Raw genomic sequence first — 23218 nt, 5'->3', positions numbered from 1 at the left:
TTGAACGAAAAATGGCCGGGACAAGCCCGGCCATTTCCTTGAGTACGCGGACGATTACTGCGGGATTGGCGCGTATTTGCCGTCATGCCACTGGTTGATGTCGTAGCTGGCGTTCTTCAGATCGCCCTTCTCATCAAAGGTCACGTCGCCGACCACGGTGCTGAAAGGCGTGCCGTTCTTCAGCGCTTCGGCTACCTTGACCGGATCGTCCGTTCCGGCGCGCTTGACGCCCTCTGCAAACGCCTGAACGACGGCGTAGGAGAACAGCGTAAAGCCTTCCGGCACGAAGCCGCCCGCCTTGATCTTGGCGATGGCCTCCTTGGCTTCCGGCTTGGCCTGCGGGTCCGACGGGAAGACGAACAGGGTGCCTTCACCGGCGGGGCCGGCGACCTGCCAGAATTCCGGCGAGGCGATCGAGTCCGGCATGATCAGCTGGAACTTGACGCTCTGCTCGGCCGACTGACGCAGGATAAGCCCGGCTTCCGGGTGATAGCCGCCGAAATAGACAACGTCGGCCTTGAGGTCCTTCAGCTTGGTGACGAGAGCCGAATAATCCTTCTCGCCGGCATTGATGCCTTCATAGTCGATCTCCTTGAGGCCACCGGCATTCATCGTCGCCTTCACGGCATCGGCAACGCCCTGACCGTAGGCGCTCTTGTCATGCAGGATAACGACATTCTTGCCGGCATATTTCTTGGCGATCCAGGGGCCAATGAAGGCGCCCTGCGCGTCGTCACGCGTATAGAGACGCATGATCGTCGGCCAGCCGGCCTTGGCGGCGGCATCGGTCAGCTCGGGATTTGAAGAGGCCGGGCTCATCATCAGCGCGCCGGCCTCGGCGTAGACGGCGGAAGCCGGGATGCTCGAACCTGAACAGGCATGGCCGTCAATAAACTTGACGCTGTTGGCAACGATCCGGTTGGCCACAGAAACCGCCTGCTTGGGATCGCACTGGTCGTCCTCGATGTCGAGCTTGATCATGGAGCCGTTGACACCGCCGGCGGCGTTGATCGCATCGGCGGCTGCCGTTGCGCCCTGCTTGAACTGATCGCCGATCGTGGCGAGCTGTCCGGTCATCGGGCCGACCACCGAAATGGTGATGTCATCGGCAAAGGCAACCGGCGCGCTCATCATCAGGCCAAATACGGCCGCGCTCAAAATACCCGTTTTTTTCATGGTGATAGAACTCCTCCCACACTCGCGCAGCCGCTCTGGCCGCGCTTCTTTCCGAAGGCGGGACAATTTCATCCTTCATTGGGCCTGTCTAGGCGCATCGGCGCCGCTCGATTGGGCCTCATCAACGCAAAAAGCCACGCCAGCCTGTTCCGGCCGGTCGTGGCTTTTAGCTCGTAGCAGTCCCCATGCGCCCCCGCGCCACGAAAACCTGCCCGCCGTCCCCATTGTGCACGATTGGACCGTGCCGGCCTGCCGCGTTCTTGTTCTTTCATGGTCGGCCGTCTTGTCGCGGCCTTGTCGTTTCACCGGTTCCGACCGTCTTTGCGGTCTTGATCCCGGGGCTTCCCTGTTTTCGATAATCTGCTCGCGATCTCAGTGCATCGTCATCCATTCGCGGGCTTCGCGCAGCGCCTTGGCGATCTCGACCTTGGACATTGCGGCCGACAGTTCCGAGCGCAGTTCCGCGGCGCGGACCGAGCCCTTGATGGCGGCGATGTTGAACCATTTGTGGGCGGCAACGACATCGGTCTCGCAATCGCGGCCGGTCGCATACATCATGCCCAGTTCGAAAAGAATGTCGGCCTGGGCAGTTGCCCCCATGGCGCCGAAGCCGGCTTCAAGCATTTCAAAACGTGCCATTTTAGTCCCCTGTCTGGCTCCCGAGAGCGGGCCTCTTCTGTCCCCCCGGTGTTCCCTGGGGAGCCGCTCGTTCGATGCTTCCGAGAATGAGGCCGAGCCTTGAATCCGTCGTTAAATGGCGTGCTTAATTTGGAGAAAACAAAGCTAAAACAAGAGGTAAACGCGGAAATTCGTTAAGGATACAAAGTCAGCAATCCCGCCGTTTCTCGACCGATTTGACGAAAATTTGCAAGGCGCCGATCAACACTCTGCTAACCACGCGAACCAAAGCCAACGCCTCGATCGTTTCATTTCCACGGGCTGCACTCTCCCGACCCTGCATGAAAATTGCGAAACCTTCCGTCGCGGCACGCTTTTGTTTTGCCGGGAGCTGGATTAGCTTACGTTTGCGTAAGGGGCAGAGAGGCGGCTGCCCATCTAAACCAGGGAGGACAGATATGTTTCGCAAAGTGAGCTTGGCCCTGGCGGCCGCCGTGATGATGGCTGGTGCGGCTTGGGCCGATCCGATCGAAGGCAATTGGAAGACACAAGCCGGCGACACAGCAGTTATCGGCGGCAGCGGTTCATTCTCCATCACCCTGAAGACCGGCAAATATGCCGGGAAGACCATCGGTTCGCTCAAGGCGGCCGGGGCCAACAAATATGCCGGCAACATCACCGATCCGGCAAACGACAAGACCTATTCGGGCAAGGCAACACTGTCGGGCACCTCGCTCAAAATGAGCGGCTGCGTGCTCGGCGGGCTGATCTGCAAGAGCCAGACCTGGCACAAGCTCTGATCTTGCTGCTTTGAGTTGACCAACGGGGCCTTCACAGGCCCCGTTTTCTTTTGCAGGACGGTCCGCGCCATAGCGACGACCGTGCCGTTTGCGGCGGCGCAAACCCGAACCGACGCTCTCTCTAAGACCTCGTCAATCACTTTGAACCGCAGATGAACGTCGGCATCAGCGCCGGTTCAGTCGCATCAGGGCATTTTGATGGCGTGTTCAAGGAGACACTACGCAAATGCTCGCTCGCCGCTTCACCATCGTCTGCCTGTTGATGAGCCTGTTCGGGATGCTCTTCGCCATCCTCGTGGCCGAATCCGGCCGTCCGGCCCGTTCCTGGGATGCAGCCAGTTCCTGCCAATTCGATTGCATGAACCATTTTCGCCCCTGAGACGACAAAGACATAGATCCAAACAGAAAAGCAAAAGCCATGAACCGCATCGCCATCAACGCCCTCCAGACCCTTCGGCTCCTGCCGCGGGCGGCGCTCGTTCTGGTCGTGCTGTCGGCGCCGGTCCTGGCCATGCCGATGATGCGGGCCAATGCCGACACGACGATCGACGCGCCGGCGACGAAGAAGCATGGCGTCGGCTTTGTCTTGCTGGTCAGTCTGCAGCGCGGCTAAGGTGTGCCGGTATTAAGGTGATGCCGGCCTGCAAGTGGCGGCCTTGGTGCCCACATGCTTCGAGTACGCTCCGCTCCGGTTCTCGAAGCCAACCAGTTTGGTCGCTTCGCGCCCGTCCTCGACTCCGGCTCAGCCTTACCTGAATCTCAGCACACCTTGGGCGTGGAGGAATAAATCGACCACTTGGCGGCCACCCTCCCCTCCCAAGTGCGGCCTCAAGTCTCTATATTGAGCCATGGAAAAGCGAATCTACCCACGAGCTATCGAATCGGTCGTCATGCCGGAGCCTTTCGGCAAGCAGAGCTTCGACGACGCCAAAAAGGCCGTGGCCGCCTTGCAGGTGCTCTACGACCGCAACACCAAGTTTCTGCGCGACTCCTTTGCCACGCTTGCCGCCGGCGGCGACGAAAGCAAGCGCTACCGCGCCTTCTACCCAGAGATCGGCGTCACCACCAATTCGTTCACCCAGATCGACTCGCGCCAGGCTTACGGCCACATGCCGACCCCCGGGCATTTCTCGACCACCATCACCCAGCCGGTGCTGTTCGAACGCTATCTCGTAGAGCAGCTTCGCCTGATCATGCGCAATCACGGTGTGCCGGTAACGGTTTCGGAATCGACCACGCCGATCCCGCTGCATTTCGCGTTCCTTGAAGGAACCCATGTCGATGGCGCCGCCGCCGACCGCATCAAACGGCCGATCCGCGACCTGTTCGACGTGCCGGATCTCGACGGCACCGACGACCAGATCGCCAACGGCACCTTCGAGGTCGCGTTCGGCGAACCAAGGCCGCTGGCGCCGTTCACGGCGCAGCGCATCGACTATTCGCTGCACCGCATGACGCACTACACGGCGACGAGCCCGCAGCATTTCCAGAACTTCGTGCTGTTCACCAACTACCAGTTCTACATCGACGAGTTCGTCGCCCGCGCGCGGGCCCAGATGGCTGAAGGCGGCCACGGCTATACCGAATTCGTCGAACCGGGCAATGTCATCACCAAGGCAGGGCAAAACGCACCCAGCGAAGGCGTGGCGGCGCCGCGCCTGCCTCAGATGCCAGCCTATCATCTGAAGAAGCCGAACCATGGCGGCATCACCATGGTCAACATCGGCGTCGGCCCGTCCAACGCCAAGACGATCACCGACCATGTCGCGGTGCTGCGGCCACATGCATGGCTGATGCTCGGCCATTGCGCCGGCCTGCGCAACACTCAGGCGCTGGGCGACTATGTGCTGGCGCATGCCTATGTCCGGGCAGACCATGTGCTGGACGATGACCTGCCGGTGTGGGTGCCGATACCGCCGCTGGCCGAGATCCAGGTGGCGCTGCAGGAGGCGGTCGCCGAAGTCACCGGACTTTCCGGCTACGATCTCAAGCGCATCATGCGCACCGGCACCGTCGCCACCATCGACAACCGCAACTGGGAACTGCGCGACCAGCGCGGACCGGTGCAGCGGCTGTCGCAGTCGCGCGCCATCGCGCTCGATATGGAATCGGCCACGATCGCCGCCAATGGCTTCCGCTTCCGCGTGCCCTACGGCACGCTGCTTTGCGTCTCCGACAAGCCGCTGCATGGCGAGTTGAAGCTGCCCGGCATGGCGACCGAATTCTACAAGCGGCAAGTGGCGCAGCATCTGACCATCGGCATCAAGGCGATGGAGAAGCTGGCGGAAATGCCGATGGAACGGTTGCATTCGCGCAAGCTGAGAAGCTTTTCGGAGACGGCCTTTCAGTAGACCGGCTTGCCGTAAATGTTTGCCGCGAGGCGTTTCGTCATCTTGATTGGGCCGCATTTCAGCCGATAAAGGCCTGATACCTCGGCAATGTATTACCCGGTCTATGGGCAAAACCCGGTCTGATGGCACGCGTGCGAAAGATGATGGCTTCAATGGCGTTCCTGGCAATGCTCGGCCTCTCGGCCGCGCTTGTAGCCGGGTTCTTTGGCGCACTGCATCCGGCCTTCGATTCCTTTGCCCATTTCCGCATCCATTTTGCCGTGCTGATGGGGCTGATTGCGCTGCCGCTGCTCGCCACCTCGTTTCGCCTGCAGGCGGGCGTGGGCCTGCTGCTGGCCGTGGCCGCCTTCGCCAGCACGTTGAGCACCTTGCCGCGCCTGTGGCCGGTGCAGGCCGCCAATGACGCCGCGCCCGGCAACGAACCGGTCTACCGGCTGCTGCAGATGAACCTGCGTTTCAACAATCCGACACCCAAGAAGGTTCTTTCGCTGATCGCCAGGACCAACCCAGACGTGATCACGCTCGACGAAGTATCGGCCATGTGGGCGACCGAACTCGGCTATATCCAGAACGCCTATCCCTATCGCATCCTGTGCGCCCATCCCGACGGCGTGTGGGGCGTGGCGCTTTTGTCCCGGCGACCTTTTGCGGCCGGCACCGAGCCGCATTGCGAACCGCGCGGCGCGATGGCGGCCGCCACCGTCGATTTCGGCGGCACTCCGGTCGATGTCGCGGCGATCCATTTGAGCTGGCCGTGGCCGAAGGAACAATACTGGCAGATCGGCGAGTTGACCGAGACGCTCACCTCGCTCGGCGAGACGGCGATCATGGCCGGCGACTGCAACGCCGTGCCGTGGAGCGCCGCGGTACGGCGCGTTGCCTCGCTCGGCGGACTGACCGTGATGCCGTCGGCCGGACCGACCTGGATCCACCGGACCCTGCCCGATTTCCTGCGGCGCTATGCGGGCCTGCCGATCGACCAGGTGTTTTCGAAGGGCGGGGTGACCATCCTGTCGTCGACGCAGATGGAAGAGACCGGCTCCGACCATCTGCCGGTGATGGTGGAATTTTCGTTGATGCGCAGCGAGACCAAGCCGGTCGACGAGGATTCTACCGCGACTGTGTCGCTGATCCAGCCCAGCATGGGCGGCTAGATCGTACGCCACGGGGCTTACGGTTTCACAAGCCTACCAAGGCCTCGATGATGCGCTCGACATGGCCGCCTTCACTGTGCTCGCGCGCGTCGAACGCGATCTGTTTTGCCTCATAGAGCTTGGAAGTGGCTTGCAAGCGCCGCGTGGCTTCGACGCGCGTTTTGTTGCATTGCGGATCGTTGGCAAATTTCAGGCCGCGAACCGACCGCTCGGCAGCCTGCATCATCTGCCCGGCGATACGGCCATGGGTTCCTTCATGAGCGAGAACGCCTGTGAAAAACCGGTTCCAGCGTTTGCGCAGCGCCGGCGTGACGGCCGAGGCGACGCGCGGGTAGGTGTAGGCGATGTTGAGCGTTCCATTGGCCTGGCGCAGGCGGCAGACGCCGTTGACCTGACCCACGTCCAGGCTCCAGTCGGCGGTGTAGCTTGTCTGCGCGATGGCGTGGGTCATGAAACCGTGCTTGGGGCCCCTGCGGTTCATGGCGATAACCAGACCGGCACCTGTCGTGCCGGTGATGTCATAGGTTCGCGTCTTGACGACGGTTTTCACCCCCGCCGACGCCGTCCCGACGACGCCGCAGGCCGCGCTTATGACGGCGACGCAAAACAAGACCAACACGCGCATGCCATTTTCCCCATGGACGCGGCAATGAGACCACAAGCAGACGACGGTTTCAACAATCTTTGGCGCCGAGCGCTTACATGCCTTGGTAAACCCGGCCATCGCCGCCATTTTTGCTGGTTGAGACGGCCCCGGTCGGTGAGGCTCACATGCCCTGATAGACCGGGCCTTCGCCGCCTTGTGGCGGCACCCAGTTGATGTTCTGGTTGGGATCCTTGATGTCGCAGGTCTTGCAGTGCACGCAGTTCTGCGCGTTGATGACGAAGCGCACATCTTTGGCAGACGGATCGGCGGCGGCGTTGCCGTCCTTGTCGACCCATTCGTAAACACCGGCCGGGCAATAGCGGGTCGAAGGCCCGGCAAAGACATCATGCTCGGAACGCTTCTGCAACTCCATGTCGCCGACGATGAGATGCACCGGCTCGTTTTCCTCGTGATTGGTGTTGGACAGGAACACCGAGGACAGGCGGTCGAAGGTCAGCACGCCGTCCGCTTTGGGATAGGCGATCTTCTTGTGCTTGGCCGCGGGCTCAAGCGTGGCATAATCGGCCTTGCCATGTTTCAGCGTGCCGAAGGGCGAGAAGCCGAACAGCGTGTTCAGCCACATGTCGAGACCACCGAGGCCGACGCCGATAATGGTGCCGAAGCGCGACCAGAGCGGCTTGACGTTGCGGACCTTCTTCAAATCCTTGCCGATATCGGTCGCGCGCCAGGCGTCCTCATAAGACGACAGCTCGTCATTGGCGCGGCCGGAGCCGATCGCTTGCGCGACATGCTCGGCCGCCAGCATGCCGGACAGCACCGCATTGTGCGAACCCTTGATGCGCGGCACGTTGACGAAGCCCGCCGCACACCCCATCAGCACGCCGCCGGGGAAGGAGAGTTTCGGCACCGACTGCCAGCCGCCTTCGGTAATGGCGCGCGCGCCGTAGCCGATGCGCTTGGCGCCCTCGAAGGTGCGCGATATCGCCGGATGCGTCTTGAAGCGCTGGAATTCCTCGAAGGGCGACAGCCAGGGATTCTTGTAGTTGAGATGCAGGACGAAGCCGACCGCGACCTGGTTATCCTCGAGGTGGTAGAGGAAGGAGCCGCCGCCTGTCTTCAGGTCGAGCGGCCAGCCGAAGGAGTGCTGCACCAGGCCCGGCCGGTGGTTCTCGGGCTTGACCTGCCACAGCTCCTTGAGGCCGATGCCGTACTTGCCGGGCTCACGGCCGTCGGACAGTTTGTATTTTGCGATCAGCTGCTTGGACAGCGAACCGCGCGCGCCCTCGCCGATCAGCACGTATTTGCCCATCAGCGCCATGCCCGGCGCAAAGCCCGGGCCATGTGTGCCGTCTTTTTCGACGCCCATGTCGCCGGTGACGACGCCCGTGACCGCGCCGGCATCGTTGTAGACGAGGCTGGCGGCAGCAAAGCCCGGATAGATTTCGACGCCTAGCGCTTCAGCCTTGGTTGCCAGCCAGCGGCAGACATTGCCGAGCGAGACGATGTAGTTGCCGTGATTGTTCATCAGCGGCGGCATCAGGATATTGGGCAGACGGAACGAGCCGGCGGGGCCGAGCACCAGGAAATCGTCGGCCGTAACCGGCGTCTTGAAGGGATGGCCATCTTCCTCGCGCCAGCCCGGCAACAGGCGGTCGATGCCTATGGGATCGACGACGGCGCCTGACAGAATGTGTGCACCAACCTCGCCGCCCTTTTCCAACACCACGACGGAAAGCTCGGGATTGACCTGCTTGAGACGGATCGCTGCGGCAAGGCCCGCCGGGCCGGCCCCGACGATGACCACGTCGAATTCCATGCTCTCGCGTTCGATCTCGCTCATCAACCCCTCCGCACTGGCCAACCGTTTCCGGCATTTTGCTGGCTCCTGCGCTGCATAGCGCATCAATCCGCGACAGGAAACCGGCGCTGACGTGACAATGCCGATTTCGACAAAAAGTCGCGGATAACAACTCTGCCGCAAGCGTTTTGCGCGCGGCCGCGCTCAGCGTCCCATATTTTAATTGTTCGACGGCTCTCTTATCGGCCATACTTATTTCCATGCGCACGCCGTCCGGCTATTCATTGACGCGCTTCCCCCTTCCGCCCGGCCGGACGTGCCGAGCGATCCTTCTCGCCCTTTCAATGCTTACGCCGGTTCGCGCTCAGGCCGAGCCGGTGAAGGTATGGGCGACCGGCGCCTATTCCTTTTCCGACGAGCTTGGCGGTTTCCACATCACCGGCGCCTCGGGCACCGGCACCAAGGAAGATCCGTTGGTCATCTCCGAGGAGCTGAATTCGTCGACGCCGGTGACGCTCACCATCCGCACCACCAAACCGATCCAGCCGTTCAGCACCAACGGCGAATTCGCCAACGGCATCCTGTACATGCGTATCGAGGTGCTCAACAACAGCGGCCAGGCCTGGGTCGAATTCCAGTTCGAGCTGCAGGAGATACTCAACCAGCCGAGCGTGTTCGGCGACGGCCTGTCCTTCGACCAGCGCAACAAGACGCCCGACAACATCCTGTCGAGCGCGTACGCCGATTTCGACCGCGATTTCGAACCCTATGACCGGCTCTTGTTCAAGAGTGGACAGATCGACCCGCTGAAGAGGGGACGCTTCGAGTTTCTTATCACCGACTACACGCCGCGCTGGACGTTTTATCTGGTGCAGGATCCGCGGATACCGACGGGGTAAGCGGCAGACGCCGTGAAAATCGCCACGAAATGCCCTTCGTGATTGGCGAAAGCCGACGAGCGCGTAATCTCCCTCCTTGAGGGGGAGATTACTAACCGCCCAACCTTGCAAATCGTCTCTCGGCGGACGAATGTGCCCGGTATGACTGCCGCCTCCCCCAACAACCGATCCGACCTGGCCGAGTTGCTCGCCTTCTACGCCTCTGCCGGTGTCGACGAAGCGTTGGAGGACGCGCCGGTGAACCGGTTTGCCGGGGCAGCACCGAAGCGCCCCGAGCGCACAACGGCGCCTGCCGCGCCGCCTCGCGAAAACAAGTTTCCGGAACAAGCCGCCGCCAGCCCCGGGCTGGACGCAAGCCGAGTGCCGGACGCGCCGGCGCGTTCCGTTCCGGCCATGGCGACGGTGCCCGACGAGGCACAGGCGGTCCTGGCCCGGCAAATGGCGGCAAGTGCCTCGACGCTCGACGAACTGCGCCAGCACATGGCGTCCTTCGATGGCTGCAACCTCAAATTCACCGCCAAGAACCTGGTCTTCGCCGACGGCAATCCGGAGGGTTCGGTGATGCTGGTCGGCGAGGCGCCCGGCCGCGACGAGGATATTGAGGGCCTGCCCTTCGTCGGCCGCTCCGGCCGGCTGCTCGACCGCATGCTGGCGGCGATCGGGCTTGACCGGACTTCGGTCTATATCGCCAACGTCATTCCCTGGCGGCCGCCCGGCAACCGCACGCCGACGCCGCACGAGACCGAAATCTGCCGCCCCTTCATCGAGCGGCAGATCGAGCTGGTCAATCCGAAGGTGCTGGTCAATCTCGGCGGCCCTTCGGCCAAAACCCTGCTCAAGACGACCGAGGGCATCCTGCGCCTGCGCGGCAATTGGCAGGTGCACAAGACGGCGTCGGGCACCGCCATTCCGGCCATGCCGACGCTGCACCCGGCCTATCTCTTGCGGACGCCGGCGCACAAGAAACTGGCGTGGCGGGATTTTCTCGAGGTGAAGGCGAAGTTGCGGGAGCTGGGGTGAAGCGCGCCTCTTCCTTCCACCCTTGTGGGGGAAGGTGGATCGGCGCGCAGCGCCGAGACGGATGAGGGGTGTTCCAGCGGAGTGAGATGTTGGCGTTCCCTGGAACACCCCTCATCCGACCGAGCTTCGCTCGGCCACCTTCTCCCACAGGGGGAGAAGGGAGAACCGCGCCAATGACCTCCCAGGTAATTGAAATACGCCTCTCCCCGGCCTACTCATCCCCGATGACAACAGTCCAAACCTCCGCCGGCAGCCTGATCCGCGAATGGCGCACGCGCCGGCGCATGAGCCAGCTTGATCTCGCAATGGAGGCTGAGATTTCCCAGCGTCATCTCTCCTTCGTCGAAAGCGGCCGCGCCGCGCCCTCGCGCGAGATGGTGCTGCATCTGGCCGAGCAGCTTGAGATTCCGCTGCGGCAGCGTAATCAGCTGTTGCTGGCTGCCGGCTTTGCGCCGAGCTTCAGCGAGCGGCCACTCACAGACAAGACGCTGGCGCCGGCGCTTGCCGCGGTCGAGACCGTGCTCAAGGGGCATGAACCGTTCCCCGCGCTCGCCGTCGACCGGCACTGGAACCTGAGTTCCGCCAATGCCGCCATCGGCCCGTTTCTGGCCGATGTTGCCGAGCCGTCGCTGCTCCAGCCGCCGGTCAATGTGCTGCGCCTCAGCCTGCACCCGAACGGCATTGCGCCGCGTATCGTTAATCTGGCGGAGTGGCGAGCGCATCTGCTGGAGCGGCTTAAACACCAGAACGATGCCGCCGGCGATCCCGTCCTGGTCGAGCTGGAGCGCGAATTGCGAACCTATCCCTCCGGGCTCAAGGGCGCGCGGCCGGTGCCGGTCGAGCCCAACGGCATCGTCCATCCGCTGCGGCTGGCGCATGGCGACCAGGTGCTGTCCTTCATCAGCACCATCACCGTCTTCGGCACGCCGCTTGACGTGACGCTGTCGGAACTGGCGATCGAGTCTTTCTTCCCGGCCGACGAGCAGACGCGAGCGGTGCTGGTGCGGCTGGCGAAGGAACGTGCGGAAGCTAACTGAGCCAACCCCGCGGACCTCCTCACCCCTGTGGTGGCGCTGCCTTCCGCGTTCGGGTGCGTTCCAGGCCGAGTTGGCGCTCGCGCCAGATGATGAAGATGCCGGCGGCAACGACGATCACACCGCCGACGAGCGTGTTGATGGTGGCGATATCGCCAAAGGCGAAATAGCCGACGACGACGCCGAGGATCATCGAGGTGTATTCGAACGGCGCCACCACCGAAGCTTCGGCATGGCGGTACGCCGCCGTCATCAAAATCTGCGCCAGCCCGCCACAGAACCCCGCTGCGACCAGCAGACCGGCCTGCGGCGGTGTCAGCGCCTGCCAGCCGAAGGGCAGCGTAAGCAGCGCCATGACACTCGCCGTCGCCGAGAACCACAACACGATGGTCGCTGTTCGTTCAGTCTGGACAAGATTGCGCACGAGCAGGATGGCATTGGCGGAGATTGCCGCAGAAACAAGAGCAGCGATGACGCCCAGCACCTCCTGGTCGCCGAGCGCGGCGCCCGACGTGAGCAGCGTCAGCTCCGGCCACGAGATGATCAGCACGCCGACCAGACCGACCGCAACCGCGCTCCAGCGATAGACGCGGATAGCTTCGCCGAGGAACAGCGAAGAGAACACCACCACCAGCAAAGGCTGGGCATAGTTCAGCGTGATCGCTTCCGGCAGCGGCAGCCGGGTCAGCGCGAAGAAGCCGAGCCCCATGGCGCAAACGCCGACGACACCGCGCGCAATGTGGTTCAGCGGGCGTTTGGTGGCGAACGCCGTACCGAGTTTTCTCTTGAAGGCCAGGAAGACGATGATCGGGAAGATGGCGAAGAAGGAGCGGAAGAAGACGATCTGGCCGGCCGGCAAAGTGCCGGCGGCCTTGATGCAGGTTTGCATGCCGACAAAGACTGCCATCGACATGACCTTGAGCATGATCCCGGTGAGAACATTAGAGCGCCGCGCCTCGTCTTCGACGCGCAAAGGACGCTCTGACACTTTAAATCTGCGCATCGTGCTTTCCAAAAATCGACATCGATTTTTGGGCCGATGCGCGCCGGGATGATCGGACAGTTTCCCACCCGCTTCGTCTCCAGGCCCGGCTTTCACTGTTCTGTTGCTTCCCGGATCTCCGCTGAGATGCGCGTCGAACAACGCGGTACACAGGGCGCCCATGCCGAACTTCGATGTGACGACGGTCATCAAGGCCTCACGATGATGGCGGAAGGGGAACGCCCCGAAATAGGCATTGGCGCAGTTTTGTCGAGTGACCGTTTCGTGTAAAGAGCGCGCAACTTTAGATTTAATGGGCCAGGACACGTCAGCGGCTCCGATAGCGACAGGGAAACCCAAGGGAATGCGAACCGATACCGGCCAGGTCTTCAAGCTCGAAGACTACCGCCCCAACGACTTTTCCATCCCGCAAACCGGCCTCACCTTCCGCCTTTCGCCAGACGCAACGCGTGTCACCGCAGTGCTGACGATCGAACGCCGCGATGGCGCCGCCGCCTCGACGTCGCTGGTGCTGGACGGCGACGGGCTGGTGCTCAAGCGCATTGCCATCGACGGTCGCGAGCTTGCCCCGGCCGAGTATCTCGCCACGCCGGACCAGCTGACCATTTTGAGGCCGCCGGCCCGTTTCCAGCTGCTGCTCGAGACCGAGATCGCGCCGGCCAGCAATGAGGCGCTGATGGGCCTCTACCGCTCCAGCAATGTCTATTGCACGCAATGCGAGGCCGAGGGCTTTCGCCGCATCACCTATTTCCTCGACCGCCCCGACATCCTGTCGGTCTATACCGTGCGTATCGAGGCGAGGCTGGACGAAGCGCCGCTGTTGCTTTCCAACGGCAATCCGGTCGAAAGCGGCGCGCTTGCCGACGGCTGGCACTTTGCAGTCTGGGACGACCCCTTCCCCAAGCCGTCCTATCTGTTTGCGCTCGTGGCCGGCAATCTTGGCCAGGTCGCCGACAGTTTCGTCACCATGTCCGGCCGCAAGGTCGAACTCGGCATCTATGTCGAGCCAGGCAAGGAGGGGCTCGCCGGCTACGCCATGGACGCGCTCAAGCGCTCGATGCAATGGGACGAGAAAGCGTTCGGCCGCGAATACGACCTCGACGTCTTCAACATCGTCGCCGTTTCCGACTTCAACATGGGGGCCATGGAGAACAAGGGCCTCAATATCTTCAACGACAAGTATGTGCTGGCCGACCGGGAAACCGCCACCGATGCCGATTTCGCCAATATCGAGGCGATCATCGCGCATGAGTATTTCCACAACTGGACCGGCAACAGGATCACCTGCCGCGACTGGTTCCAGCTCTGCCTTAAGGAAGGGCTGACGGTTTTTCGCGACCATGAATTCTCAGCCGACCAGCGCTCGCGCGCGGTCAAGCGCATCGCCGAAGTGCGCACGCTGAGGGCGCACCAGTTCCCCGAGGACCAGGGACCGCTGGCGCATCCGGTGCGGCCGCGCCGCTACCGCGAGATAAACAATTTCTACACGGCGACGGTCTACGAAAAAGGCTCGGAAGTCGTGCGCATGATCCGCACGATTCTCGGGGCCGAGGCTTTCCGCGCCGGCATGGACCTCTATTTCGAGCGCCATGATGGCGAGGCCGCGACGATCGAGGACTTCCTGAAGGTGTTCGAGGACGTCTCCGGGCGCGACCTGTCTCAGTTCGCGCTCTGGTATCACCAGGCGGGCACGCCGAACCTGACCGTCAGTTCGACGCACAATCCGGCGACGCGCGAGTTTACGCTCGAGATCGAGCAGTCGGTGCCGCCGACACCGTCGGAGAGCCGCAAGCGCCTGATGCACATTCCGCTCGCCTTCGGGCTGGTCGGCGCGGGCGGTGAGCCGGTCGCCTATGATGGCGTCGAGGGAGCCACCGTCGAGGACGGTGTCATCCATATTCGCAAGCGCCGTCACATGGTGCGCTTCTCAGGCGTTGCCGAGCGGCCGGCGGTGTCGCTCAATCGCGGCTTTTCGGCGCCGATCACGCTTTCGGTCGAGCAGAAGGCCGACGACCAGTTCTTCCTCGCCGGCCATGACAGCGATGCCTTTGCGCGCTGGCAGGCGTTCAACACGCTTTTGACCGATGCGCTGATAGCGGCCTTCCGCCAGATCCTCGGCGGCGCAAAGCCGGCCTTCACCGCCAGGCTGACCGGACTTGCCGGCAAGATCGCCGGCGACGAGACGCTGGAACCCGCTTACCGGGCACTGGCGCTTTCGCTTCCGGGCGAGGCCGACATTGCTCGCGACATCGGCAGGAATATCGACCCCGACGCCATCTTCGCCGCCCGCGAGGCGCTGGCGCTGGCAATCGCGCGCGCCAATCAGCAAACGTTCACCGACCTATACGGCCGCCTCGCCGACGACGGGCCGTTCAGCCCCGACGCGGCAAGTGCGGGACGCCGCGCGCTGCGCAACATCCTGCTCGACTACCTCTCGCTGCTGCCGAAAGGGGCTGCGCTCGCCGCCCGGCATTTCGAGGTCGCGACGAACATGACCGACCGCGCCGCAGCGCTGACCGTCCTTGCGCACCGCCATGACGGTTCGCCGGAGGCGATCAAGGCGCTGGCCGATTTCGAGGCCCGTTATGGCGCCGATCCGCTGGTCATGGACAAATGGTTCCAGATCCAGGCCAGCGTGCCGGGACCCCGGACAGTCGACACGGTACGCGAGCTGACTGGTCACGCAGCTTTCTCGATGGCCAATCCGAACCGGGTGCGCTCGCTGGTCGGCACATTCGCCAGCGCCAACCAGACCGGCTTCCACCGCGCCGATGGCGAAGGCTACCGGTTTTTTACCCAGACCGTACTCGAGGTTGAAAAACGCAATCCGCAAGTGGCGGCCAGGCTGGCGACAGCGCTGCGCTCGTGGCGCTCGCTGGAGCCGGGCAGGCAAGCCAAGGCCAGGGAAGCGCTGCTGGCCATCGCCGGTGCCGAGAACCTGTCGGCGGATTTGCGGGACATTGTGGAGCGAACGCTGGCCTGATCCCTCCCCCTTGAGGGGACGGTGGACAGCCGCCGAAGGCGGATGGACGGGTGGGGTCGTTGCGGCAGTGCGCGACCTCGACCAACTTCGACCGTGATTGAGAGAGTCGAGCGCTTCGCCGAGGACCCCACCCGGCCCTTCGGGCCACCCTCCCCTCAAGGGGAGGGATTTCAGCGTTATTTCAATCAATTTTTAATGTTTTTCGGCCGCGCCTCTGGACAAGGCGAATCACCTTTGATTCTTTACAGACGATTCGGATGTGCGGTGTTGCCGAATCGTCAAGCGTACGGAAATTCGGGGAGTGCCATTTATGGCCAAGGCGGACGCGTGGGGCGCGCCCGAAGGGACGGCTTTTGAGCGGCGCAAGGCGCGAGGCGACGGCCTCGCCGGCAATACGCGGCTCATCGCTGAACCAGCCTACCGGCGGCTCCTGGCTGCCGAACCCCTTCTGCGCCGTTCGATACCGGCTCTCATCATCATCTTCCTGATCGTCATCGCCGCACTGCGCGTGCTGTCGCTGATGAACGAGCGCGACGAGGCCGAGCGCGACGGCAAGGCGGTGCTAGGTCTCGCCGCCGGCCAGATGGCGAACGCAATCTCGGCCGACCCGACCGCGGCATCCAGCGGTGCAATTGATCTTCTGGAAAGCACGAGCCGCCAGGGCGCCATGGGCAGAAGCCATGTGCTTGTGATCACCGACAGCGCCTTCAAGATCATTGCCGTGTCGCCGCTGTCGACCGGCTGGCAAGGGCGATCGCTGGACAGCCTGGTGCTGGACGGCCAGCCGCTGTTCATGTTCGGCGACCGCGCCGGGGTCATGGATGTCAGCATCGGCGGCCAGGACTGGTACGCGGCGGTGAGCCTGACCCGGGACCGCAAGTACGCCGCCGCCGTGCTGGTGCCGCAGGAAGCGGCGTTCGACAACTGGCGCAAGACCGTCTCGCTCAACGTCACGCTGTTTGTGCTGACAGCCGGCGTGCTGATCATCATCCTCTACGCCTATTTCGGCCAGGCATCGCGCGCCCAGACAGCCGACCGCATCTATCTCGAAGCCCATCAGCGCATCGACATGGCGCTGGTTCGCGGTCGCTGCGGCCTGTGGGACTGGGACATGGTGCGCGGCAAGATGTACTGGTCGCGCTCGATGTACGACATGCTGGGCTACGAGCCCTGCAACTCGATGCTGTCGTTCGGCGAGGTCGACGACATCATCCACCCCGAGGACGGCGACCTGTTCGAGCTGGCCAACAAAATCGTCGAGCGCGAGATCGACCATATCGACCAGGTGTTCCGGATGCGTCACGCCGACGGCCAGTGGGTGTGGATGCGCGCCAGGGCCCAGGTGATCGACCCGGAAGCGCCTGAGATCCAGCTGATCGGCATTGCCGTCGACGTCACCGAGCAGCGGCATCTGGCGCTGCGCTCGGAGGCGGCCGACCTGCGCCTGCGGACCGCGATCGAAAACATCAACGAATCCTTCGTGCTGTGGGATGCCGCCCAGCGCCTGATCATGTGCAATTCCAAATACCAGAAGGACAACGGCCTGTCGGACCGCGACGTCATGCCGGGCGCTGCGCGCGCCGTGCTTGAAGAGCGCATGCTGGCCTTCGCCTCTGAACGGCGGCTGGCCAACACCAACGGGCCGCAAGGGGGCGCAACCTTCGAGCGGCAGCTCTCCGACGGCCGCTGGCTGCAGGTCAACGAACTGAGGACCCGGGACGGCGGCACGGTCTCCGTCGGCTCCGACATCACCCAGATCAAGCTGCACCAGGAAAAGCTGGTCGACAGCGAGCGCCGGCTGATGGCGACCATCCACGACCTCAGCCTCGCCCGCCGGGCCGAGGAAGAGCGCGCCAAGGAACTGGTCGAGCTCAACCGCGAATATATGAAGGAAACCGAGCGCGCCGAGGCCGCCAATCGGGCCAAATCCGAATTCCTAGCCAACATGTCGCACGAGCTGCGCACGCCGCTCAACGCCATCATCGGGTTCTCCGAACTGATGGAACAAGGCCTGTTCGGGCCGCTCGGTTCGCCGCGCTACGAGGAATATGCCAACGACATCAACGGCAGCGGCAAATATCTGCTCGGCGTCATCAACGACATACTCGATATGTCGAAGATCGAAGCCGGCCAATTCTCGGTGGACCGCGAGGAAATCGATCTCTGCCCGCTGATCCGCGAGACGGTGCGGGTGATCTCGCTGCAGGCGGCGGAGAAATCGATCACGGTCGAAACCCGCATCGCCGATACGATGACGCTGTTCGCCGACCGCCGGGCGATCAAGCAGATCGCCATCAATCTGCTGTCGAATGCGGTGAAGTTCACCGGTCAGGGCGGCCATATCTCGGTGCGCGCCCGCAACACGTCAGGCGCGCTGGTGCTGACCATCGAGGACAATGGCTGCGGCATTCCGAAGGAGGCACTGAGCAAGCTTGGCCGCCCCTTCGAACAGGTGCAGAACCAGTTTTCGAAGAACCACGCCGGCTCCGGCCTCGGCCTTGCCATCTCGCGCTCGCTGGCCGAGCTGCAGGGCGGCGCGCTGAAAATCCGCTCGACCGAAGGCGTCGGCACGATCGTGTCGGTGCGCATTCCGGTGAAGAAGCCGGCGCTGGCGGTGAAGGCGGCGGCCTGACGGCCCGCCAATGCGAGCGGTGCTCTCCGCCGCGTTCAAGGACTGAGTAGCCCCGGTCATGTAAGGGCTCCGGCGGCTTTCGCCGCCGGAGACATATCGCCATTTCACTCCATGCTGTCGTCGCCGCCGTCCCATTGGTGGTGGCGGCCCATGCGGCCTTTCTTTGGCAGTTCGTTGCGCTCGATCTTGCCGTCATTGTTGCGGTCGAGCATGGCGAACACCTTCTTCTCGCGCCCGGTGATGTCGTCCGTGGTCAGCGTGCCGTCGCCCTTGCTGTCGTAGCGGGCAACTATGCGCTTGGCCATTTCCTCGAACCGCGCCTTCTCCAGCGCGTCAGCGAGCTGGGCGACTGTCAGCTTGCCGCCATTATCGGCGACCAGCTTCTTCAGCCGCGCGTTCATGGCGTCGGAAAACTGGTCGAAGCTGATGGTGCCGTTGGAATCCTTCATCGCCTTGTCGAGGCGCATCATCGCGCCCTCGCGCATTCTGGCGCTGGCATTGTTCTCGGCATAGGCGGTGGTGCCAACGGCGCCGGCAAGCGCGACAAAGGCAAGGGCAAGTCCGGTTGTCTTTCTCATGGGTATCTCCTGTTGCATCGTCACCCCCGATGCGATCCGAAACAGCCGCCAACGCTTCACGCCCTCACGACCGTTTCGTACGAAGCAAAAGGTTGAAATCCTTTCTGACCTTTTGCGACGTTTCCTTGAGATGTGCTTCCAGCACACCGAAATCCGGCAGGTCAGTCACCGCCAGAAGCAGATCCGACAATCCCGGCGGAACGTCATCGCGTTCGAATGCACCGGTGAGGCAAAGCCGCGTCATCTGGGTCAGCGCCAGATAGAGTTGGTAGGCTTCGCAAAGCTGCTGCCTGACGTCAGCCTCGGCGAAATCCGGCGACAGATGCGCCAGGATTTCGCCGGTCGCGGTCACCCTGCGGCCGGCTTCGACCTGCCCGGTTATAACCGCCACCTGCGCGATGAATTCGAGGTCGATGAGGCCGCCGGAGATGAGCTTGATGTCCCAGAGATCGCGCGGCGATTTTTCCTTCTCGATCAGCGCGCGCATCTCGGATGCCTCCGCCCTCACCTTGGCGGCGTCGCGCGGCAAGGCCAGAAGTGCCGCCACCTCGGCCTCGACCTCGGCGCAAAGGGCAGCGTCACCGCCGATGGCGCGAGCCCTTGCCAAAGCCATGTGCTCCCAGGTCCAGGCCTCCTGGCGCTGGTATTTCTTGAAGGCGTCGATATGGGTCGCCACCGGCCCCTTGTTGCCGGATGGCCGCAAGCGCAAATCGAGTTCGTAGAGAACGCCCTCGGCGGTCGGCGCCGAGACAGCCGCGATCAGCCGCTGCGTCATCCTGGTGTAGTAGTGCGACGGTGCGAGCGGCTTGTCGCCGTCGGACTCGTCGGCATCCGGGTCGTGATCGTAAAGCAGGATAAGGTCGACGTCCGAACCCGCCGTCAATTCGCGGCTGCCGAGCTTACCCATGCCGAGCAGCGAAACCGTGCCGCCGGCGATACCGCCGTGGCGCAGCGCGAATTCGGTGGTCACCGCCTGCAATGCGGCGTCGATGGTGAGGTCGGCGAGATCGGAAAAGGCGCGGCCGGCGCGCGCCGGGTCGATCGAGCCGGCGAGCAGCCTGACACCGATCAGGAATTTCTGCTCGGAGGCAAAGATGCGCAGCCGGTCAAGCACATCCTCGTAGGGCCTGTCGCCATCGATGAAAGCGGCCAACCGCGCTGAGAGATAGGCGCGGTTGGGCAGTTCGGTGAGCAGCGCCGGGTCGAGCAGACCGTCGAAGACATGCGGGCGCCTTGTGATGATTGCCGCCAGCCGAGGCGCGGCGCCCATGATCGTCGCCATAAGCTTCAGCAGAGCGGGATTCGACTGCAGCAGCGAAAACAGCTGGATGCCGGCGGGCAGGCCGGCGAGGAATTCGTCGAAGCGAACCAGCGCCTCGTCGGCCCGGCGCGTCTGGCCGAAGGCTTTGAGCAGCGCCGGCGTCAGTTCGGTCAGCCGCTCGCGCGCTTCCGCAGACTGGGTGACGCGGTAGCGGCCGAAATGCCAGCCTCGAATCACGCGGCAGATGTCGCTTGGCCGCTGGAAGCCAAGGCCGTGCAAGGTCTGCAGCGTGTCGGGATCGTCGACATCGCCGGTGAAGACCAGATTGCCGACGCCGGCCGACAATTCAGGCGCGGTCTCGAACAGCGCGGCGTAATGGCGCTCGACCTCATGCAAAGCCGCGCGAAAGGTTTCGGCAAATCTGGCGGCATCGGCAAAGCCCAGCATATGGGCGATGCGTTCCAGCCCTTCATCATCGTCGGGCAGAATATGCGTCTGCTCGTCGGCGACCATCTGGATGGCGTGTTCGACGCGGCGCAGAAACCAATATTGCTGCGTGAGCGCGTCGCGTGCATCGGCGGTGATCCAGTTGCGCGCCGCCAGCGCACCCAGCATCGGCACCGTCTCGCGGCCGCGCAGCTCCGGAAAACGGCCGCCGGCGATCAGTTGCTGGGTCTGGACGAAGAATTCGATTTCGCGAATCCCGCCGCGGCCGAGCTTGACGTTGTGTCCTTTGACCGCGATCTCGCCATGACCCTTGTGGGCATGGATCTGGCGCTTGATCGAATGAACGTCGGCGATCGCCGCATAGTCCATGTATTTGCGCCAGACATAGGGCTGCAATTCCCGCAGGAACGCATCCCCGGCATCGAGATCGCCGGCCACGGGACGCGCCTTGATCATGGCGGCGCGCTCCCAGTTCTGGCCGCGCGCCTCATAGTAGCGAAGTGCTGCCTCGACCGGGATCGCCAGCGGCGTCGAGCCTGGATCGGGACGAAGCCTCAAATCGGTGCGGAAGACATAGCCGTGCCCGGTGCGGTCCTGCAGGATGCGGACCAGCCTGCGGGTCAGGCGCGCAAACAGCTCTGTGGCCTCGAGCGGATCGACGATCGCCGGCGCATCCGGATCGAAGAAGACGACGAGGTCGATGTCGGAGGAGAAATTCAGTTCATGCGCGCCAAGCTTGCCCATGCCGAGCACGATCCAGCCGGATTGCCGTGACGGATTTTCGGGATCGGGCAATTTGAGCTTGCCTTGGCTGTGCGCCTCGCGCAGCAGGAAGTCGACCGCCGCGCAGGTGCAGGCATCGGCGAGATTGCTGAGGCGCCTTACCGTCAGCGCGGTATCGGCCTCGCCGGAGAGGTCTGCAAGTGCGATCAGGAAGTGAGCTTCACCCTTCCACTGCCTGAGTTCCATCATCAGGCTGGATTCGGAAACGGTCTCGGAAAAGGCGGCCTTGCCGATCGCTTCGGCGATGGCGAGCAGCCGAGCCTCGACACTGCCATCGAACAGCGCGTCGAGGATTTGCGGCCGGCGGCGCGCGACATCGCGGAGGAAAGGCGAGAGATCGAAGACGGCAGCGAGAAACTCCTGGGCCGCGCCCTTGCCTCCTAGGAATTTCGCCAGCCGCGGCAGGTTCTCGTCCTTGGCATCGCCAGCGATCTCCGACAGTTCACGCAGGGCGCGGGCCTCATCCAGCGGCGCGAGTTGCGCCGCCAGTTGCAGGCGCCATTCGGTCTCGATCCGTTTCTGCGCCATCCGCACCGCCATCAATGGTCCTCCCGCCCCGGGAAGCTCATGATAACGGACAATCCGGGATTGGCAGGCAGAAGTTCAAGCCGGCCATTGTGAAAAGTCATGATCGCCTTGGCGAGGCTGAGGCCAAGACCGGATCCCGGCTGCGAGCGGCTCTTTTCCAGCCGCACGAAGCGCTCGGTCGCCCTGGCGCGGTCGGCATCGTCGGGGATGCCATGGCCATTGTCGGAAACGGAGAGGCGGATTTCGTGACCGACGCGCTGCAGGGCTACGCGCACGGCAGGCTTTTCCGTCGCATCGGTCGAGTATTTGATGGCGTTGTCGACGATGTTCGACAGCGCCTGGCCGATCAGCTCGCGGTTGCCATTGACGGAAAAATTCCCGTCCGCGGCAGTTTCGAGCACCACGCCAGCCTCCTCCGCCACCGGCTCATAAAGCTCGACAACGTCATGCACCGCGGCGGCGAGATCGACCTTGCTGGTGCTCTCCGAGGAATAGCCGGCCTCCAGCCTGGAGATCATCAGGATGGCGTTGAAGGTTTTTATCAGCTGGTCGGATTCGGCGATGGTGCCTTCCAGCGCCTGCCGGTAGTCGGTGGTCTTGTGCTTGCCCGAAAGTGTCGCCTCGGCGCGGTTGCGCAGTCTGGTCAGCGGCGTCTTCAAATCATGGGCGATGTTATCGGAGACCTGCTTCAGCCCTTCGTTCAGCGTCGCGATCCTGGCCAGCATGGTGTTGAGGTTTTCCGACAGGCGGTCGAACTCATCGCCGGCGCCGGTCACCGGCAGCCGTCCCGTGAGATCGCCGCCCATGATGCGGCGGCTTGCCTCCGAGACGCTGTCGATGCGCTTCAGCGCGGCGCGGCCGACAAAGAACCAGATCAGCAGCCCGCCCAGGCCCATCATGCCCAGCGCCAGCATCAGGGCGCGGCGGACGACGGCGCGGAAGCGCTCGGGCTCGCCGAGATCGCGGCCTACCAGCATGATCATCTGGTTGGGCAGCCGCAGCACCAGTGCGATGGCGTTGTGGCCCTTCTCGCCCTCGGACTGAATTTCGGTCTCGCCGGGCTGCGCGCCGTTCGGGTCGGCAGCCTGGTTGCGCTGCCGTTCGAGCTCACCTTCGCCGAAACGGCGATAGGAGAAGGGTTCGGTCGTCCAGCCATCGCTCTCGAGCACCCCCGGTGCCAGGCTCTGCACGTTGCCGGTGAGGATCTGGCCGTTGACGTCGGCAATGAGATAGAGGTTGGCGCCGGGCTGGCGCGAGCGCTGCTCGACGACGCGCACCAGCCGCGGCAGGCCGCCGCTCTGATAGGCACGGGCGAGGCCGAGCACCTCGTCATTGATGGTCTGCTGGGTCTGGCCGGTCAGCATGCGGGCCGACAACGACGTCATGTAGAAGACCAGCAACACGGCACATAGCGCGAAAAGCAGGAAATAAAGCGCTGAAAGCCGCGCCGCCGTCGTCCTCATGATGGCCGGCAGGGAAAGGGCCATCGAGTTCTAGCTCATGATGAGATTTGGCTGAAATCTCATCATGACCTACCCCTTTGTTG

The 23218-nt window shown here is 63.3% G+C and carries 18 protein-coding genes; 9 read left to right on the top strand and 9 right to left on the bottom strand.

The genetic code is table 11. The annotated features are described in order from the left end of the window. Positions 1-54: 54 nt before the first annotated feature. Both X728_RS144440 and X728_RS144445 read right to left on the bottom strand, forming a co-directional pair. Complete coding sequence (locus X728_RS144440; protein WP_023832455.1) at positions 55-1176, bottom strand: ABC transporter substrate-binding protein; 1122 nt, start codon at positions 1174-1176, stop codon at positions 55-57. Between the two features lie 372 nt (positions 1177-1548). Continuing rightward, the gene (locus X728_RS144445) at positions 1549-1815 is read right to left on the bottom strand and encodes a sel1 repeat family protein (protein ID WP_006199745.1); all 267 of its coding nucleotides are present in this window, start codon (positions 1813-1815) and stop codon (positions 1549-1551) included. Between the two features lie 437 nt (positions 1816-2252). Here X728_RS144445 and X728_RS144450 point away from each other — a divergent pair, with 437 nt between their 5' ends. Next, the gene (locus X728_RS144450) at positions 2253-2594 is read left to right on the top strand and encodes a DUF2147 domain-containing protein (RefSeq protein ID WP_023687258.1); all 342 of its coding nucleotides are present in this window, start codon (positions 2253-2255) and stop codon (positions 2592-2594) included. A gap of 136 nt (positions 2595-2730) precedes the next feature. On the opposite strand, the gene X728_RS1000000170495 is transcribed toward X728_RS144450, so the two are convergent. Then, positions 2731-2961, bottom strand: coding sequence for a hypothetical protein (locus X728_RS1000000170495; RefSeq protein ID WP_155924019.1), 231 nt, complete (start codon positions 2959-2961; stop codon positions 2731-2733). Positions 2962-3012: 51 nt separating this feature from the next. Here X728_RS1000000170495 and X728_RS144455 point away from each other — a divergent pair, with 51 nt between their 5' ends. The 3 genes from X728_RS144455 (at position 3013) to X728_RS144465 (ending at position 6099) form a co-directional block, all read left to right on the top strand. Continuing rightward, positions 3013-3207, top strand: coding sequence for a hypothetical protein (locus tag X728_RS144455; RefSeq protein ID WP_023670200.1), 195 nt, complete (start codon positions 3013-3015; stop codon positions 3205-3207). Positions 3208-3484: 277 nt separating this feature from the next. Next, positions 3485-4945, top strand: a complete 1461-nt coding sequence (locus tag X728_RS144460) for an AMP nucleosidase (protein WP_245266201.1) — start codon at positions 3485-3487, stop codon at positions 4943-4945. A gap of 140 nt (positions 4946-5085) precedes the next feature. Next, complete coding sequence (locus X728_RS144465) at positions 5086-6099, top strand: endonuclease/exonuclease/phosphatase family protein (RefSeq protein WP_032898061.1); 1014 nt, start codon at positions 5086-5088, stop codon at positions 6097-6099. 25 nt (positions 6100-6124) lie between these two features. Here X728_RS144465 and X728_RS144470 read toward each other — a convergent pair whose 3' ends face one another. Both X728_RS144470 and X728_RS144475 read right to left on the bottom strand, forming a co-directional pair. Continuing rightward, positions 6125-6724 carry a DUF922 domain-containing protein gene (locus X728_RS144470; protein WP_023692824.1) on the bottom strand — a complete coding sequence of 200 codons (600 nt, stop codon included), beginning with the start codon at positions 6722-6724 and terminating at the stop codon, positions 6125-6127. Positions 6725-6866: 142 nt separating this feature from the next. Next, positions 6867-8546 carry an electron transfer flavoprotein-ubiquinone oxidoreductase gene (locus X728_RS144475; RefSeq protein ID WP_023692823.1) on the bottom strand — a complete coding sequence of 560 codons (1680 nt, stop codon included), beginning with the start codon at positions 8544-8546 and terminating at the stop codon, positions 6867-6869. A gap of 302 nt (positions 8547-8848) precedes the next feature. On the opposite strand from X728_RS144475, the gene X728_RS144480 reads away from it, so the two are divergent. The 3 genes from X728_RS144480 to X728_RS144490 all read left to right on the top strand — a co-directional run bounded on the left by X728_RS144480 (position 8849) and on the right by X728_RS144490 (position 11460). Further along, entirely contained in the window at positions 8849-9403 is a 555-nt protein-coding gene (locus X728_RS144480; RefSeq protein ID WP_023698594.1) for a hypothetical protein, read from the top strand. Positions 9404-9544: 141 nt separating this feature from the next. After that, the gene (locus X728_RS144485) at positions 9545-10423 is read left to right on the top strand and encodes a uracil-DNA glycosylase (protein WP_023832451.1); all 879 of its coding nucleotides are present in this window, start codon (positions 9545-9547) and stop codon (positions 10421-10423) included. Positions 10424-10647: 224 nt separating this feature from the next. Beyond that, positions 10648-11460 carry a helix-turn-helix transcriptional regulator gene (locus tag X728_RS144490; protein ID WP_023747484.1) on the top strand — a complete coding sequence of 271 codons (813 nt, stop codon included), beginning with the start codon at positions 10648-10650 and terminating at the stop codon, positions 11458-11460. 19 nt (positions 11461-11479) lie between these two features. On the opposite strand, the gene X728_RS144495 is transcribed toward X728_RS144490, so the two are convergent. Then, a complete protein-coding gene (locus X728_RS144495) occupies positions 11480-12382 on the bottom strand; it encodes a DMT family transporter (protein ID WP_245266205.1) in 903 nt (300 codons plus the stop codon). Positions 12383-12803: 421 nt separating this feature from the next. Between X728_RS144495 and pepN the strand changes: the two genes are divergently transcribed. Together pepN and X728_RS144510 are read left to right on the top strand one after the other, a co-directional pair. Continuing rightward, positions 12804-15443 (top strand): aminopeptidase N, encoded by a 2640-nt coding sequence (gene pepN / locus X728_RS144505; protein ID WP_023832448.1) that lies wholly within the window; start codon positions 12804-12806, stop codon positions 15441-15443. 310 nt (positions 15444-15753) lie between these two features. Beyond that, on the top strand, positions 15754-18075 hold the full coding sequence (locus X728_RS144510; protein ID WP_023702180.1) for a PAS domain-containing sensor histidine kinase: 2322 nt from the start codon (positions 15754-15756) through the stop codon (positions 18073-18075). Between the two features lie 104 nt (positions 18076-18179). Here X728_RS144510 and X728_RS144515 read toward each other — a convergent pair whose 3' ends face one another. The 3 genes from X728_RS144515 to X728_RS144525 form a co-directional block, all read right to left on the bottom strand. After that, positions 18180-18653, bottom strand: a complete 474-nt coding sequence (locus X728_RS144515; protein ID WP_023702181.1) for a hypothetical protein — start codon at positions 18651-18653, stop codon at positions 18180-18182. A 64-nt stretch (positions 18654-18717) separates the two neighbouring features. Further along, entirely contained in the window at positions 18718-21684 is a 2967-nt protein-coding gene (locus tag X728_RS144520; protein ID WP_031195752.1) for a bifunctional [glutamine synthetase] adenylyltransferase/[glutamine synthetase]-adenylyl-L-tyrosine phosphorylase, read from the bottom strand. Beyond that, positions 21684-23159, bottom strand: coding sequence for a HAMP domain-containing sensor histidine kinase (locus tag X728_RS144525; protein WP_023832446.1), 1476 nt, complete (start codon positions 23157-23159; stop codon positions 21684-21686). Before X728_RS144525 ends, X728_RS144520 begins: the two co-directional genes overlap by 1 nt. Positions 23160-23218: the final 59 nt, after the last annotated feature.

Source organism: Mesorhizobium sp. L103C119B0 (genome assembly GCF_000502235.1).
Taxonomy (GTDB): Bacteria; Pseudomonadota; Alphaproteobacteria; order Rhizobiales; family Rhizobiaceae; genus Mesorhizobium.
This window is presented reverse-complemented; position numbering and strand designations above follow the sequence as displayed.

Coding starts and splice junctions, on each gene's coding strand:
- X728_RS144515 (WP_023702181.1), bottom strand. CDS start 18,653: ATGAGAAAGACAACCGGACTTGCCCTTGCCTTTGTCGCGCTTGCCGGC.
- X728_RS144440 (WP_023832455.1), bottom strand. CDS start 1,176: ATGAAAAAAACGGGTATTTTGAGCGCGGCCGTATTTGGCCTGATGATG.
- X728_RS144510 (WP_023702180.1), top strand. CDS start 15,754: ATGGCCAAGGCGGACGCGTGGGGCGCGCCCGAAGGGACGGCTTTTGAG.
- X728_RS144455 (WP_023670200.1), top strand. CDS start 3,013: ATGAACCGCATCGCCATCAACGCCCTCCAGACCCTTCGGCTCCTGCCG.
- X728_RS144445 (WP_006199745.1), bottom strand. CDS start 1,815: ATGGCACGTTTTGAAATGCTTGAAGCCGGCTTCGGCGCCATGGGGGCA.
- X728_RS144485 (WP_023832451.1), top strand. CDS start 9,545: ATGACTGCCGCCTCCCCCAACAACCGATCCGACCTGGCCGAGTTGCTC.
- X728_RS144525 (WP_023832446.1), bottom strand. CDS start 23,159: ATGGCCCTTTCCCTGCCGGCCATCATGAGGACGACGGCGGCGCGGCTT.
- X728_RS144495 (WP_245266205.1), bottom strand. CDS start 12,382: ATGCTCAAGGTCATGTCGATGGCAGTCTTTGTCGGCATGCAAACCTGC.
- X728_RS144450 (WP_023687258.1), top strand. CDS start 2,253: ATGTTTCGCAAAGTGAGCTTGGCCCTGGCGGCCGCCGTGATGATGGCT.
- X728_RS144490 (WP_023747484.1), top strand. CDS start 10,648: ATGACAACAGTCCAAACCTCCGCCGGCAGCCTGATCCGCGAATGGCGC.
- X728_RS144470 (WP_023692824.1), bottom strand. CDS start 6,724: ATGCGCGTGTTGGTCTTGTTTTGCGTCGCCGTCATAAGCGCGGCCTGC.
- X728_RS144480 (WP_023698594.1), top strand. CDS start 8,849: ATGCTTACGCCGGTTCGCGCTCAGGCCGAGCCGGTGAAGGTATGGGCG.
- X728_RS144475 (WP_023692823.1), bottom strand. CDS start 8,546: ATGAGCGAGATCGAACGCGAGAGCATGGAATTCGACGTGGTCATCGTC.
- X728_RS144465 (WP_032898061.1), top strand. CDS start 5,086: ATGATGGCTTCAATGGCGTTCCTGGCAATGCTCGGCCTCTCGGCCGCG.
- X728_RS144460 (WP_245266201.1), top strand. CDS start 3,485: ATGCCGGAGCCTTTCGGCAAGCAGAGCTTCGACGACGCCAAAAAGGCC.
- X728_RS144520 (WP_031195752.1), bottom strand. CDS start 21,684: ATGGCGGTGCGGATGGCGCAGAAACGGATCGAGACCGAATGGCGCCTG.
- X728_RS1000000170495 (WP_155924019.1), bottom strand. CDS start 2,961: ATGGTTCATGCAATCGAATTGGCAGGAACTGGCTGCATCCCAGGAACG.
- pepN (WP_023832448.1), top strand. CDS start 12,804: ATGCGAACCGATACCGGCCAGGTCTTCAAGCTCGAAGACTACCGCCCC.